General features: G+C 41.9%; 15 protein-coding genes and 3 tRNA genes. 15 read left to right on the forward strand and 3 right to left on the reverse strand.

The genetic code is table 11. The annotated features are described in order from the left end of the window. The first annotated feature begins 4 nt into the window (after nt 1–4). Together NZ583_00085 and NZ583_00090 are read left to right on the forward strand one after the other, a co-directional pair. Nucleotides 5–1327 (forward strand): glutamine synthetase family protein, encoded by a 1323-nt coding sequence (locus NZ583_00085; protein MCS7280018.1) that lies wholly within the window; start codon nt 5–7, stop codon nt 1325–1327. Between the two features lie 85 nt (nt 1328–1412). Further along, entirely contained in the window at nt 1413–3407 is a 1995-nt protein-coding gene (locus NZ583_00090; protein MCS7280019.1) for a heterodisulfide reductase-related iron-sulfur binding cluster, read from the forward strand. A gap of 68 nt (nt 3408–3475) precedes the next feature. Here NZ583_00090 and NZ583_00095 read toward each other — a convergent pair whose 3' ends face one another. Next, the gene (locus NZ583_00095) at nt 3476–3649 is read right to left on the reverse strand and encodes a 4Fe-4S binding protein (GenBank protein ID MCS7280020.1); all 174 of its coding nucleotides are present in this window, start codon (nt 3647–3649) and stop codon (nt 3476–3478) included. Between the two features lie 111 nt (nt 3650–3760). Here NZ583_00095 and NZ583_00100 point away from each other — a divergent pair. After that, nucleotides 3761–3835 (forward strand) — tRNA-Gly (locus tag NZ583_00100). 3 nt (nt 3836–3838) lie between these two features. Beyond that, a tRNA-Cys gene (locus NZ583_00105) sits at nt 3839–3910 on the forward strand. A 1-nt stretch (nt 3911) separates the two neighbouring features. Here NZ583_00105 and NZ583_00110 read toward each other — a convergent pair. Continuing rightward, nucleotides 3912–4721, reverse strand: a complete 810-nt coding sequence (locus NZ583_00110) for a 50S ribosomal protein L11 methyltransferase (protein MCS7280021.1) — start codon at nt 4719–4721, stop codon at nt 3912–3914. A 93-nt stretch (nt 4722–4814) separates the two neighbouring features. Here NZ583_00110 and trxB point away from each other — a divergent pair, with 93 nt between their 5' ends. From trxB to rdgB, 7 genes are read left to right on the forward strand one after another with little or no spacing between them, the layout of a single operon-like run. Next, nucleotides 4815–5738 carry a thioredoxin-disulfide reductase gene (trxB, locus tag NZ583_00115; GenBank protein MCS7280022.1) on the forward strand — a complete coding sequence of 308 codons (924 nt, stop codon included), beginning with the start codon at nt 4815–4817 and terminating at the stop codon, nt 5736–5738. Beyond that, nucleotides 5735–6697, forward strand: coding sequence for a carbohydrate kinase family protein (locus NZ583_00120; protein ID MCS7280023.1), 963 nt, complete (start codon nt 5735–5737; stop codon nt 6695–6697). The genes trxB and NZ583_00120 overlap by 4 nt, the downstream gene beginning before the upstream one ends. A gap of 3 nt (nt 6698–6700) precedes the next feature. Next, nucleotides 6701–7495, forward strand: a complete 795-nt coding sequence (locus tag NZ583_00125; protein ID MCS7280024.1) for a hypothetical protein — start codon at nt 6701–6703, stop codon at nt 7493–7495. Continuing rightward, nucleotides 7474–8463 carry a hypothetical protein gene (locus NZ583_00130; protein MCS7280025.1) on the forward strand — a complete coding sequence of 330 codons (990 nt, stop codon included), beginning with the start codon at nt 7474–7476 and terminating at the stop codon, nt 8461–8463. Before NZ583_00125 ends, NZ583_00130 begins: the two co-directional genes overlap by 22 nt. Then, nucleotides 8460–9002 carry a hypothetical protein gene (locus NZ583_00135; protein ID MCS7280026.1) on the forward strand — a complete coding sequence of 181 codons (543 nt, stop codon included), beginning with the start codon at nt 8460–8462 and terminating at the stop codon, nt 9000–9002. The genes NZ583_00130 and NZ583_00135 overlap by 4 nt, the downstream gene beginning before the upstream one ends. Then, the gene (gene rph / locus NZ583_00140) at nt 8999–9727 is read left to right on the forward strand and encodes a ribonuclease PH (GenBank protein ID MCS7280027.1); all 729 of its coding nucleotides are present in this window, start codon (nt 8999–9001) and stop codon (nt 9725–9727) included. The genes NZ583_00135 and rph overlap by 4 nt, the downstream gene beginning before the upstream one ends. After that, the gene (gene rdgB / locus NZ583_00145) at nt 9724–10317 is read left to right on the forward strand and encodes an RdgB/HAM1 family non-canonical purine NTP pyrophosphatase (protein ID MCS7280028.1); all 594 of its coding nucleotides are present in this window, start codon (nt 9724–9726) and stop codon (nt 10315–10317) included. The genes rph and rdgB overlap by 4 nt, the downstream gene beginning before the upstream one ends. A 13-nt stretch (nt 10318–10330) precedes the next feature. On the opposite strand, the gene NZ583_00150 is transcribed toward rdgB, so the two are convergent. Beyond that, nucleotides 10331–10403: transfer RNA gene (locus NZ583_00150), tRNA-Glu, on the reverse strand. A 164-nt stretch (nt 10404–10567) separates the two neighbouring features. Between NZ583_00150 and NZ583_00155 the strand changes: the two genes are divergently transcribed. From NZ583_00155 to NZ583_00170, 4 genes are read left to right on the forward strand one after another with little or no spacing between them, the layout of a single operon-like run. Beyond that, nucleotides 10568–11338, forward strand: coding sequence for a carbon monoxide dehydrogenase accessory protein CooC (locus NZ583_00155; GenBank protein MCS7280029.1), 771 nt, complete (start codon nt 10568–10570; stop codon nt 11336–11338). Then, nucleotides 11335–12057, forward strand: a complete 723-nt coding sequence (locus NZ583_00160; GenBank protein ID MCS7280030.1) for a 1-acyl-sn-glycerol-3-phosphate acyltransferase — start codon at nt 11335–11337, stop codon at nt 12055–12057. Before NZ583_00155 ends, NZ583_00160 begins: the two co-directional genes overlap by 4 nt. Then, nucleotides 12047–14077 (forward strand): DNA translocase FtsK 4TM domain-containing protein, encoded by a 2031-nt coding sequence (locus NZ583_00165; protein ID MCS7280031.1) that lies wholly within the window; start codon nt 12047–12049, stop codon nt 14075–14077. Before NZ583_00160 ends, NZ583_00165 begins: the two co-directional genes overlap by 11 nt. Next, nucleotides 14074–14688 (forward strand): outer membrane lipoprotein carrier protein LolA, encoded by a 615-nt coding sequence (locus tag NZ583_00170; GenBank protein ID MCS7280032.1) that lies wholly within the window; start codon nt 14074–14076, stop codon nt 14686–14688. Before NZ583_00165 ends, NZ583_00170 begins: the two co-directional genes overlap by 4 nt. Nucleotides 14689–14690 lie beyond the last annotated feature (2 nt).

A 14690-nucleotide genomic window follows, 5' to 3' on the forward strand; every position in this document is an offset into this window, starting at 1 on the left:
GCACATGACTAAGGAAGAGGTTCTTAGGTTCGTAAAAGAAAAGAACGTAAAATTCATAAAGCTATGGTTTACTGACATACTGGGATTCGCAAAGAGCTTCACAATAACGGCCGATGAATTGGAAGTTGCCCTAGAAGAAGGGATGGGATTTGACGGCTCATCGATCCAGGGATTTGCAAGAATCGACGAAAGCGATATGGTTGCAAAACCCGACATAAGTACATTTGTTATCCTTCCTTATAGATCGACGAAAGACTATCTTGTGGCAAGGATGTTCTGCGACATATACGAGCCCGATGGGACCCCCTATAAAGGTGATCCGAGATACGTTCTAAAGAGAAACTTAAAGATCGCAAAAGACATGGGTTTCACATTTTATGTGGGACCGGAACTCGAGTATTTCTATTTTAAGTCTGACAAAGACACAGAAATATTAGACAGAGGTGGATACTTTGACCATTCTCCTCTCGACGAAGCCATGGACCTAAGAAGGGATACAATATTGATGTTAGAAGAGATGGGTATAAAAGTCGAATACAGCCACCATGAGGTAGCCCCATCCCAGCATGAGATCGATCTTAGGTATGAGGAAGCTTTGAGAATGGCTGATAACACCATTACTTACAGGATAATAGTGAAAGAGGTTGCGCGTAAACATGGGGTATACGCGACATTTATGCCGAAACCGATCTTCGGGGTAAATGGGAGTGGTATGCATGTCCACCAGTCCCTCTTTATCGGAGACAAAAATGCTTTTTTCGATCCTAACGACAAGTACTACCTTTCTGATGTGGCTAAACATTACATTGCTGGCCTTCTGCGACATGCCCGTGAAATTACACTAGTGACGAGTCAATGGGTGAATTCGTATAAAAGGCTCGTTCCTGGATACGAGGCTCCGGTATACATATCCTGGGCAAGGAGAAATAGATCCACTCTAGTGAGAGTTCCGCTATACAAACCCGGAAAAGAGAAAGCCACAAGGGTGGAATACAGAAGCCCGGATCCGGCTTGTAATCCTTATCTTGCCTTTGCATGTATGTTGAGGGCCGGTCTCGAAGGCATAAAGAATAAATACCCACTTCCCGATCCTATAGAGGAAGATCTGTATGAGATGTCAGCAGAGAGACGGAAGGAGCTCAAAATCGAATCCCTTCCAGGAAGCCTATACGAAGCTATTGAGTGCGCGGAAAAAAGCGAATTGGTTAGAGACACACTCGGAGACCATGTTTTCGAAAAACTAATAACGAGCAAAAAGATCGAGTGGGACAGGTTCAGAATCCACGTTTCTAGATACGAGATAGAAACATACCTACCTATACTTTAGCTACTTTCCAGAAATTGTTGATTTTGGAGTTTCGTTATTTTATAAATAGCTTGTGCAAAAAATAACAAACTTCGGAGGCTAAGTCATGGAGATAACAAGGGAAATATTTTGGAATGTCGGTGAGAATGCGAGGTATTTGGCTTATGCCTTTATGGGTTTGACGTTCTTCATCCTCGGCTATGGCATCTACAAAAGGTACAAGATGTGGATGATAGGAAAACCTTCCGCCTTTAATTTTAAGAATAGGCTTTCGGAGAGGATCCTGTACTTCATAAAAAACGGTATATTCCATAGAACTATTCTTAGGGAACCATATCCCGGTCTTATGCACCTTTTTCTCTTTTGGGGATTTTTAATTCTCGCCATTGGAACTGCCATTGTAGCCTTCCAGGACGATGTTCTAAGACCACTCTTTGACATAAACATCCTCAAAGGGAAGTTTTACCTTGCCTTTTCCTTCATTCTTGATCTTGCCGGTCTTTTTGCCATTTTTGGTGTCTTGATCGCACTAGTCAGAAGATACATTGAGCGGCCAGAAAGGCTCGATTCCAAAACGGACGATCTTTTAAGCCTTATTTGGATACTTTCCGTGCTTCTTAGCGGCTTTTTCGTTGAAGCATTAAGAATCGCTGTGCAGGAAGCAGATTTTGAGGTTTGGAGTTTTGTGGGCTGGAATATTGCCAAAGCGTTTAAAGGAGCCGAAAAAGAATCTATAAGGTCCCTCCATGCTTTTTTCTGGTACTTGCATATGTTTTTGTCCTTTGGTCTTATAGCGTATGTGGCCTATTCAAAGCTTCTCCACATAGTGACTTCATCCATAAACATGATGATTAGGGGGGTCGAAGATACTCCAAAAGGAGCCATAGCTCCAATTCCAGATTTCGAAACCGCAGAAGAATTTGGCGTAAATAAGATAGAAAACTTCACTAGAAACCAGTTATTCGATCTCGACGCCTGTACAAGGTGCGGCAGATGCCAGGATGTTTGTCCTGCCTACGCAAGTGAAAAGCCCCTTTCTCCTAAAAAATTCATTCAAGATTTAAAAGCGGAGTGGGAAAAAGTGGCCAAAGGAAAGAAAGATGAAGATGGGTTATTGGATAGAGTCATTTCAGAGGAGACGGTTTGGTCATGTACGGCATGTCTTGCCTGCCAGGTAAATTGTCCTATATCCATTCCCACTTTCGACAAAAACATAGAGCTCAGAAGATATCTAACCTTAACCTTGAGTAAAACCACACCCGAAACGCGTCTCCTTTTCAAAAATCTCCAGCAAAAATATGACCCCTATGGGATGGGAAAAAGACAGAGAACAGAATGGATAGAGAATCTAAATATCAAAAACGCTCTCGAGGAGGAGGTTGAATACCTCTTCTGGGTCGGATGTGTCGCTTCTCTGGACGATAGGAACAGAAAGGTGGCAAAAGCATTCGTGAATATCCTTCATAAAGCTCAGGTGTCCTTCGGAATTTTGGGACAGGAAGAGGCTTGCTGCGGGGATCCTGCAAGGAGATGCGGAAATGAGGATCTTTACCTTGGTATTGCCCAGAGCAACGTTGAGTTATTAAAAGAACTGAAGATAAAGAAAATAGTTACAACATGCCCTCACTGTTATAATACCTTAAAGAACGAATATCCGCAGATTGGGGGAACCTTCGAAGTTTACCATCACTCCCAGTTGATATGGCAGCTTTTGAGAGACCAAAGACTTAAGATCTCAAAGGCAACTGATGAACTAGTTACTTATCATGATCCCTGCTACCTCGGAAGAGTAAATCGTATCTACGACGATCCACGCAGAATCATTGAGGCAGTAAGCACACGGGGTCTTGTAGAGATGGAAAGACACCATGACAGAAGCTTCTGCTGCGGCGGTGGAGGGGGGAGGATCTGGATGGAGGAACACCACAAAAGGATAAACCACATAAGGATCGAGGATGCGGCAAAAACAAACGCTAATATACTCCTTACCGGCTGTCCCTATTGTCTTATCATGATGGAGGATGCGGTAAAGGACAAAGAACTCTCGGATAGGATGCGAGTCCTCGATCTTTCAGAACTTATCTCAGGTTCAATCTCTTGATGGGATTTTTGAAAATGGAAGGTATAAAAGGATGGGTTTTACCCATCCTTTTATAGTTTTTTGCTTTTTCATTCTTCGAGTGTGATTGCTTCAACAGGACATTCTTCAACACAAGCACCGCAATCGGTGCAGAGTTCTGGGTCCACCTTAGCCACATCATTAACCGTGATTGCTTCGGCAGGGCAGACCTCTGCACATGCACCACATCCGGTGCAAGTTTCTTCGTCAACTCGTGCTGGCATCTTTTACCTCCTTCTTCGAATTTTTAGAATTTACTAAACGAAGAGGGGTGGAATGTCAATAAAAAATCGAATTGACTTTAGATGCCTTTTGTAATATATAAGAGTTAGAAGGCGGGAATAACTCAGTGGTAGAGTGCAACCTTGCCAAGGTTGAAGTCGCGGGTTCGAATCCCGTTTCCCGCTCCAAATGGCGGCATAGCCAAGCGGAAAGGCGGCGGTCTGCAAAACCGCTATTCTCCGGTTCAAATCCGGATGCCGCCTCTTAGGGTTTTTTAAACCGAAATCCTACCCAAGAACCTATTCTGAGTTCTTCCTTTAAGTGTAGATTTTCGGTGAGTTTTAAGAATCTTTTTTTTTCTCTTCCTAATATACCGGAGATTATAAGTGTTCCGCCCCTCCTTGCCAGTCTCTTTACATGTTCCATATGTGACATAAAGGTGTAAAGGTCTAGGTTTGCCAGAACTACATCGAATTCGCCTTGAACATCTTTAAGATCCATCTTTTCTATCCTTACGTTACTTAAGCGATTTAGATCTACGTTTTTTTTCGCGCACAGAGTGGCATTTCCATCGATATCGACACCAAGTATTTCCTTGGCGCCAAGAATCGATGCGTAAATCGAAAGAATCGCAGAACCGCAACCCAAATCTGCAACATCTTTGGACTTGAAGTTCGTTTTGGACATAAGAAGCATCATAATCTTTGTGCTTTCGTGTCTTCCTGTCCCGAATGCCATACCCGGCTCTATGACTATACTCTTTGTAGGAGACTTAACTTTATGCCAGGGACAAACTACGTAGATATCGCCTATTTTTACAGGTTTATAGAGGTTTTTTACGATTTTTTCGTAGTCCTTAGGCTCTTCTCGGGAGAGAGAATATTCGATTACTTGAACTTTCTCCTCAAGTAACGAAAGAAGGGTTTCTGGGTTTTTTGTGTAAAAGATGAGGTTTAAAAGGTCATAATCCTTTTCTTCCAGGATTATGCCACCATTTGCCAATTCGTAGACGTCTTCTGGAAGAAGTTCTTCTGTCCCTTTTGGAACGGAGATTCTGAGCTTCCAGATATCCATCACTTAAAAATATAAAAATAGTCCTTGTGCCTTTACAATTTTCCCTCCTTATGTCAAAATTTCTCACATCCAAAAAGGAGGATAGATTCAAGAATGAAGTACGATGCTATTGTGATAGGTGGAGGTCCTGCAGGACTTACAGCGGGAATTTATCTTGTACGGGAAGGAGTAAAGACCCTTCTTTTAGAGAAGATGGTTGTAGGTGGAACCCCACTCAACACGGAAAAAATAGAGAATTATCCGGGATTTCCAGAAGCAATCTCAGGAAAAGATCTCATGGAGAGATTCATCTTTCAGGCAAAAAATTGCGGATTGGAGATCAAAGAGTTTCAAGAGGTGAAAGGTGTAGAAAGGGTCGGAAATCTCTTTTCGGTTCATACTGCCGATACGGAATACGAGGCTTACGGCTTGATAGTTGCAACAGGAACAAGCCCTCTAAAACTTGGAATCCCTGGAGAAGATAGATACTTTGGTAGGGGAATCTCTTATTGTGCGACGTGCGACGGTCCATTCTTCAAGGATAAAACTGTTGCTGTGATAGGGGGCGGAGATAGCGCCTTGGAGGAGGCTCTCTTTCTCACAAAGATTGCAAATCATGTATATTTAATCCACAGAAGGGAGACCCTTAGGGCGCAAAAGATTCTTCAAGATAGGGCATTCAAAAACCCAAAAATTACTTTTTGGCTAAATAAAATACCCTTAGAGATAAAAGGGGGCGAGTTCGTAGAAAAGATCGTAATCGAGGATACAAAGACTGGTGAAAGAGGAACCATTTCCGTAGATGGGGTATTCATATACGTCGGTTCAAAGCCGGACACCACCTTCCTCGGAGATCTCGTAGAAAGGGACGAAAATGGATTCGTACTTACGGATGAGAACCTCTTCACAAAGACGATGGGTATTTTGGCCGCCGGAGATGTTAGAAAGAAAATGCTAAGACAGATCGCAACTGCCGTTGGTGATGGGGCTTTAGCAGCTTACAACCTCCAAAGATATCTTTTAAACAGTAAAATATGACCGTTTGTGGTTTTGGGGCCTTAAACTTAGATTTCATTTATGAGGTCGAAGATTTGAGATTCTTCAAATGTAAGGATTTTGAGCTTAACCCTGGAAGCGAAATTGTAATCGAAGAAAAATTTCTTGGTAATTTTTTGGAAAAGTTGACAAGATTCTGTGTTTTAAAGAAGATCTCGCCTGGTGGTTCCGCATCAAACGCATGTTACATGATCTCCCTTATGGGAATCGATACTCTTCTTTTTGGAGTTCTGGGTCTTGACAGAGAAGGCGAGTTTTATTTGAGTAAAATCGGAAACGAATCTAAGGAGGGAATAATAAGGAGAGGCAAAACCGGTTTTACATACATATTGAACGAAAGGAGTAATAGCTTGGATAGTCCCGACAGGGCAATAGCCTTGGTCCCAAATAGTAACAGTGACTTAAAAATTACCGACATCGATATCTCAAAGTTATCAAAATGCTCGTGGATACACATGTCCTCTTTTGTGAGTGATTCTGCGATGGAAGCTCAGCTTTACGTCAAAGAGAAGATTATGGGAAAGGCCGGGCTAAGTCTGGACCCCGGAGAGATTTACGCGCGCAAAGGTCAAAAGACTCTCGATCTTATAGAAGGTATGGATATCCTTTTTTGCTCTGAAAAGGAACTCTGTATGCTTTTCGGTTCTGATGTCGAACTTTCACTAGCAAAGGCTCTCAAGCTAGTAAAGATAGTTATTGTCAAAAAGGGCAAAGAAGGTGCCTCTTTTTATTCGAGAGAAGAATCATACCATGTAAAAGCTGAAAAAATCAGAGCCGTAGACACAACCGGAGCGGGTGATGTGTTAGACGGAGTGTTTCTTGGTCTTTACCTTATGGGTCAAGATCCTCGAATTGCTCTAAAGAGGGCAGTCATTGCAGCATCCGAAAGCACAAAAGGTTACGGAAGAGATTCTTATCCCCAAGAGATTCCGGAGGCATGATCCGTGCTTAACATCTGTTGGTTCTCCACAGGAAGAGACGAGGAGGCTTTTAAGTTACTGGTGGATGTCGTTCATGCCACAAAGACAAAAAAAATCGATGGAAGGATCTCCCTTTGTTTTTTCAATCGGGACCCTGAAGAATCGATCTATTCCCAAAGAATGGTGGAATTCGCAAAGACGGAAGGGATACCATGTGAGATCTTAAGTACTCGGGAATTTTTATTTAAAAAAGGCCTTTCGTTGAAAGAGGGCAGAAGACTCTTCGATGAAGAGGTTTTGAAAATAATCGAAAATTATAGATTTGACCTCATATTTCTTGCTGGCTACATGCTCATAGTTTCAGAGGTGCTATTCGATAGATTCACTATTTTAAATCTCCACCCTTCTTTGCCCGGAAGACACAAGGGCAAGTGGGAAGACGTTATAAAAAAAGTAATTGAGAACGGAGAGACGACATTTGGAGCAATGATCCACATTGTCGATGGGACCTTAGATGGTGGACCTTGTGTGACATTTTGCAAAAGTGAGGTTTCAGAAAATGAGGTACTCTCCCTTTACGAGGGTGCAAAAAGAAAAGAGAAAGAAGCTTTTGAGAAGCTTTTTTGGCTCATAAGGGAAAGAGAATTTAGGCTTGAGACGCCTCTTATTATTGAGACCCTATCTCTTCTCTCGAAAGGCAAAATAAGAATACTTGGGAAAAAGGTTTACTTCGAGGGCAAAGAGATCCAGGGAGGAATAGATATTACAGACCTTATTGTCTATGGGGAAGGTAAAGAGTGGAGAGATTCATCTACGTGACCGACTGTGAAGGTCCAGTTACAAAGAACGATAATGCGTACGAAGTAGCTGATCACTTCATAAAAAATGGGGGCAATCTTTTCACACTCCTTAGTGCCTTCGATGATTACCTTGGCCTCTTTGGGGGTATAAAGAATTATAGGTACGGAAGTACGCTAAAATATCTTTTTCCTTTCCTTAAAGCCGCAGGCATTAAAGACGCTCACCTACGTGAATTTTCGCGAAATACTCTTCTTGTAACTCCTCAAGTGAAAGAAACATTGGCAAAGATAAGACAAAAGATGGACGTTTATATGATAAGTACAAGCTATGAGCATTACATAGCTGAGGTTACAGAGTACTTAAAACTTGAAAAGGATAAGGTTTTCTCTACAAAAATGAGCCTTGATAGCTACGTAATGGACCGAAGAGAAAAAGAAATCATCGAAACTTACAAAGAAAAAATACTCGAACTTTCTCCCATAAAGTGGGACGAACAGGGAAACCTTATGGGAGATTCTTTTGAGACCGTCCGCATACTAAAAGAATTCTTTTTCGATGTAATTCCCACTCTGCCTATCTTTCCCTTTATGGAATCAATAGTGCCAGTAGGGGGGGTGGAAAAGAAAAGGGTACTGGATGAGATCATAAGGAGCCTTGATATACCTTATAAAAATGTCGTCTACGTTGGAGACAGCATAACGGATTCTGAACCTTTCGAGTATCTTAGAGAAAAGGGTGGAATTACTCTGAGTTTTAACGGGAATAGATATGCCATTGACCGCGCAGAGTACGTGGTGATAAGTGAAGATGCAAGGATACTTTCTGAGATAGTTGAAGCGTATTGTAGTTTGGGAAAAGAAGGGCTTAAAAATTTAAAAACGAAAAAAGGCGTGATATTTACCGACGAACATGGGCCAGATATCGTGCTCTTAAGTGAAAAGATGAGACGGGCCCTACGTGGTGAAAAGATCGGAGCTTTGGGATGAGAGATGGGATCATAGTTCTACTTCTTATTCTCTTTCCCGCCATAAGCTATTCTCAAACCATATACTTTTACGTTGTTTCTCCGATGGAAGAAGAAATAAGGAGGGACTTAATTAGGACTCTCAAAAAGAGTGGAATTGAGTTTTCTTTTTACCAAGGAAAACGAGATTTGGAGGAACATTTGCGTCTAATTAGCGAGATAAACGAAAAAAGGAAGGGAGTCTTCTGTGCAATCGATCTAAGAAAAAAAGAAGTGTCAAGTATTCTTGTTGCCGTATCCAATGCGAGAAAACAGGATGGAAGATTCTTGAGGATACATGAAATACCCGCTATTCATATCGGTCTCTCTCTCAAAATAGCTGAGCATGTAGCCTCATCCTACGGAAAAAATGTTATAAGACTGCCCCTCTTTCCCCTTTTGGGGGTTGACATGCCCGGTCTTTTTTTTAGGTTTTATGGGCCAGAATTAAAGGCAGCACATGTTCTCAACCCTCTGATTGAGGCTGTAAAAAAATACTCACCCAGGGAGCAAAAGCTATGAGAGCAGATGGTAGACCCAACGACAAGATAAGGGATCTTAAAATAACCCGTGAATATTTAAAATTTCCAGAGGGATCGGTGCTTGTGGAGATGGGAGATACAAAGGTTATATGTTCTGTGAGTGTGGAGGAGAAGGTTCCTCCTTTTCTTAAGAATACGGGAAAGGGATGGATCACAGCGGAATACTCCATGTTACCTAGGGCCACCCACGCTAGATCTATAAGGGAATCGGTGGCGGGAAGAATAGGTGGAAGGACGCACGAAATTCAAAGGCTTATCGGTCGGGCTTTAAGGGCCATAATCAACCTTGATCTTATAGGGGAAAGAACCCTCTGGATAGACTGCGATGTAATCCAGGCGGATGGTGGAACGAGAACCGCAAGTATAACCGGAGCTTATGTGGCCCTCGTGGATGCATTATGGAATCTAAAAAGGAGAGGACTTATAGAAAAGATCCCTCTTAGTGATTCTGTTGCTGCGGTAAGTGTAGGGATAGTGGAGGGAGAAATCCTTTTGGACCTGACATATGAAGAAGACTCAAAGGCCGAGGTCGACATGAATTTTGTGATGACAGGAAAAGGAAACATAGTGGAGATTCAAGGAACAGCAGAAAGGGTACCCTTCAGTAAGGAAAAGCTAGACGCGATGTATAAATACGCGGAGAAAGGCATCCAAGAAATTACTAAAATTCAAAAGATGGTACTTGGATCTCTCTTCCCTATATGAAGCACATAAAAGAAGTTATAGTTGCAACAAGAAATGTGGGTAAGTTCAGAGAATTCGAGCAAGCCCTCAGAGAATCTAACCTTCGGATTTATTCCCTTTCGGATCTTGGGTTCGTAGAGGATATAGAGGAGGATGATACATCATACGTCATGAATGCCCTAAAGAAGGCAAGAAAGATAGGGGATAGATTCAACCTCCCTTCTCTTGCTGACGATTCGGGACTTGAGGTTGAGTACTTAAAAAAAAGGCCGGGTGTGAAAAGTGCAAGGTACGGAAGGACAGACGAAGAAAGAATTCAAAGACTTCTTTTGGAACTTGCGGATGTCCCATGGGAGAGAAGATCGGCAAAATTTAAGGCCTATTTAGCCCTATATCTGCCTGGCCACGAAAGGCAGTACATATTCTACGGAGAGCTCAAAGGTTACATAGGGTTCGAGAAAAAAGAAAAGTATGGGTTTGGGTACGACCCAATATTCTACGTACCTGACATTGGTAAGTTTTTATCCGAGCTTTCAGTGGAAGAGAAAAACGAAATTAGCCACAGGGGAAAGGCTTTAAAAGCACTAAAAAAATTCCTTTTCGGTCCCTAAAAACTAAATTTACTGGTCCCAGCGAGATTCGAACTCGCGTTTCCGGCGTGAGAGGCCGGTGTCCTAAACCACTAGACGATGGGACCCAGCTTCACAATTTTAGCAGAAATGATGAGCAATTTCCATCGAAATCAGGATCAATTTTTTTTAGCCTTACTTGACCTCAAAGATCTAAAGCCTTACAATGACTATTAAGCCTGAGTTTAAAAAGTTCTAAAGAATTGACAAAAGGGACTAAAAGGAGGAGATGATGAAGATAGCTATATCGGGAAAGGGAGGGGTAGGGAAAACGACGGTTGCCTCCACAATGGTTCGGCTTCTTTCTGATCTTGGGTATAGGGTTTTAGCTATCGATGCCGATCCTGCCATGAACCTTCCGGGTCAGATAGGTATAAAACTGGAAGGCACCGAGTTTAAACCTCTTTCAGAAATGAAGGATTTTATAGAGGCGAGAACAGGAGCGAAAAGGGGTGAATACGGGGGCTTTTTTAAATTAAACCCCAAGGTAGACGACATTCCCGAGATCTATTCCTTAAAAAAAGACCACATAAAGGTCCTAGTTCTCGGTTCTATAAACAAAGGTGGTGGGGGTTGTTTCTGCCCGGAAAATGTGCTTCTTAGAAATCTTCTGGCCCACGTTTTGATAGAGAGGGATGAATGGGTAGTCGTTGACATGGATGCGGGCCTTGAGCACCTAGGAAGGGGCACAGCAAGTCATGTCGATAGATTAATAGTAGTTGTGGAACCGGGAATCCAAAGTATAAAGACAGCAAAGAAAATAAAAGATCTTGCAAAAGATATAGGACTGGATAACGTCGCAATAGTTGCCAATAAAGTAACTGGAAGGGAGGATATTGAATTCATAGAGAATAATCTACCCTATATGAAGTTACTCGGTTCTGTGAGTTTCAGTGAAAGAATAAAAGAGGCCGAAAGGCAAGGGATTTCACCGTACGATATGGATGAAAATTTAAAAACAGAGGTAAGAAAAATAGTTGATGCTCTATCCCAGAAACTATGAGAAGAGCTTTTTGTCTATTATGTCTTGTCATATCGACCATCGTACTTTCAATTGTTGCCTTTTTTGTGTTTCTCTTTGACAGAAGGGGGTATGTACTCCACGGAATCGAAAGACTCTGGGCAAAGATTTATCTTTTTTCAGCAAAGATCGATGTCTTTTTGGAAGGGGAAGAGAATCTTAGGAACGGACCTTATGTTTTTATGTGTAACCACCAAAGTGCCCTGGATATATTCGTTCTTCTCGCCAAAATCCCTCTTTCCTTTAGATTTGTGGCAAAAAAGGAGCTTTTCAGAATACCCTTTATGGGTTGGGCTATGAAGTGTGTTGGTCACATAAGTATAGACAGGGAAAGCTTAAGAGAGTCAAAAAAGGCGCTTGACGAAGTAGTATCAAAAGTTAAGAGAGGAGTTAGTGTCCTAATATTTCCAGAGGGAACGAGAAGTGAGGACGGAAACTTGCTTCCCTTCAAGAAGGGAGCATTTCATATAGTACATAGAATCGATGCTCAGATAGTTCCTTGCGCGATTTACGGAACATTTCTTCTTCAGCCAAAAGGGAAGTTCCTTCCTATAAAGAGCGGGTCTGTCTGGGTCGAGATAGGAAAACCAATCGAAATAAAAGACTCAGGGCTTAAGAAATCTGCTGTCGCGGAAATGGTTTGGAAAGATATAGATCGTTTGTTGACAAAAAATAAAATAAAAACGCAAAATGTCGTCTGATTTAAAAAAGGAACTTGCGGGTGTTTCCCTTTTTGGGATCTTTCTCTTTTTACTCTTCTCCCTCATATCCTACCATCCTTTCGATCCCTCCTTCACTACGGTCTCTTCAGTGGTTCATAATTACTGCGGAAAGGCAGGATCCTACATATCAGATCTCTTAATTCAGTGTTTTGGACTTTCAAGCTATATCTTACTTTTTTACATTCTAGTCTTTTCTTTCCTCCTTTTGAGAAAGAAAAAATTGGCGAGTTACTCCACTTTTTTTGCGGGTCTTGTTTTGCTTTTCGTTTCAATTTCTGCGTTTCTACAGATCTTTGTGAGGTCAATAAAATTAAAGGGGATGGAATATCCGATTTCAGGTCTTTTCGGTGTTCTCCTTGAGAGCTCACTCCTTCACTTTTTCGGCTATCTCGGAACCTCAATCATTCTATCCTTTGTTTTCATCTCATCCATCTTTCTTATAGTTCATGCGCCGCTCATAAAGCACCTAGAAGATAGGATCAAAAGGAAAAAACAGAAGGAGAGAAAGAGGGAGATTAAGGTAGCAGGGATGGACGATACAAAAGTGGAGCCTCAGGAAATGAAAAAAGAGTTTGTCCAGGAGTCCTTCGAGTTTTTTAAGAGCCTCGGGCCTTATAAACTTCCTCCAATTGACCTTTTAGATCCTGTGGAGAAGAAGGATATAAAGATTGACAAAGAAACGATAAACCTTAACGCAAAGATATTAGAAAAAAAACTCAAAGATTATGGTATCGAAGGAGCGGTAAGGGAGGTTACCCCCGGTCCCGTTATAACACTATATGAGTTCGAACCTGCCCCCGGCATAAAGATAAGTAGAATAGCAAACCTGTCGGATGATCTCGCAATGGCTCTAAGCGCAACTTCAATAAGAATCGTTGCTCCTATACCTGGTAAATCAGTTGTCGGGATCGAGATTCCAAACCCTGTAAGACAGACGGTTTATCTGCGTGAAATAATAGAGTCGAGAGCTTTTGTCGAATCGCACTCATATCTCACGCTTGCACTCGGAAAAACGATATACGGGGAACCTTTTGTTGCGGACCTCGCAAAGATGCCTCATCTACTCGTTGCGGGTTCTACTGGATCTGGAAAGAGTGTCTCCCTAAACAGTATGATATGCAGCATACTTTTCAAAGCAACCCCGATCCATGTCCGATTCCTCATGATAGACTTAAAAATGCTTGAGCTTTCGTTTTACGATGGAATTCCTCACCTACTTTTGCCTGTTGTTACAAACCCCAAAAATGCAAAGCTTTCTTTGAGGTGGTTAATAGATGAAATGGAGAGACGTTATACGATCATGGCCCAGAAAGGAGTTAGGAACATAGACAAATATAACCAGAAAATGGAAAAGGAAGGTAACGAACTCTTACCGTATATCGTAGTTGTGATAGACGAGCTTGCGGACTTAATGATGGTTTCCACAAGAGAGGTGGAAGAGTACATAGCCAGGCTCGCACAGATGGCGAGGGCCTCCGGTATTCACCTTATAATTGCGACTCAGAGACCTTCTGTTGACGTTCTTACAGGGATCATAAAGGCCAATTTTCCAGCCCGCATCTCCTTTCAAGTATCCTCCAAAGTGGACTCTCGGACTATCCTAGATACGAATGGTGCGGAGAGTCTCCTCGGTCAGGGAGATATGCTTTTTCTGAGCCCCGGCATTGGAAGACTTCAACGAATACATGGACCTTTCGTCTCAGAAAACGAGATAAGAAGGATCGTGGACTTTTTGAAGAGTCAGGGCCAGCCTTCCTACCAGACTGAGATATTGGAAGAGAAAGAGACAAAGGAGGATGAAGACGAATTCTACGACGAAAAGTACGAAGAGGCGAAAGAATTCGTGATCGAAAGGGGGGAAGCCTCCATAAGTATGATCCAGAGGAGATTTAGAATCGGCTATAACAGGGCGGCAAGGATCATAGAGAGAATGGAGAAAGAAGGTATCATTGGACCCTCGGATGGAGTAAGACCAAGGGAGGTCCTAAAGAGAAAATGAAAAAACATATACTCGGGATTTGCGTCTTAATATTTGTCTGTTTTAGTTCTATTTTCGCAACCGAAGATGTAAGAGAGAAATACTCAAATGTGACAACATTTCAAGCCAAGTTTAAGCAGACTATCCACATATCCAGCTCAGACTCTTTAAGGGAATTTTCCGGAGAGTTCTTTTACAAAAAGAAGAGGGGATTTTTATGGGTTTATAAAAGTCCGAGACTTAGATACTTTCTATTTGATGGGCAGTATCTCTATCAGTACGATGAGGAAAGGCCGTTTATCATAAAAGAGAAAGTCGATCCTTCAAAAACTAAGAAGTACTTCTTAGACTTAATCGAGGATCTTACGAATCTGGAGACACACTTTCGTCTTAAAGAACGGATCTCTGACAAAAACTACGAGATTTTAAACCTCGAACCGAAAACGGATGAGATGATAACAGCATTAAGGATATGGTTTGGCAAAGACTTAACCGTAAAGAAGATCGAAATAGTTGAGAAAACTGGGAATAGAAACACACTCATTTTCAATTCTGTCGTGCTAAACGGTGAAATAAGTGATGAGAGGTTTGTATTCAAAAAGGATAGAAGAAAGGAAGTAATCGAGCGATAAAG

Source organism: Thermodesulfobacteriota bacterium (genome assembly GCA_025062045.1).
In the GTDB taxonomy this organism is placed as follows: domain Bacteria; phylum Desulfobacterota; class Syntrophorhabdia; order Syntrophorhabdales; family JANXAF01; genus JANXAF01.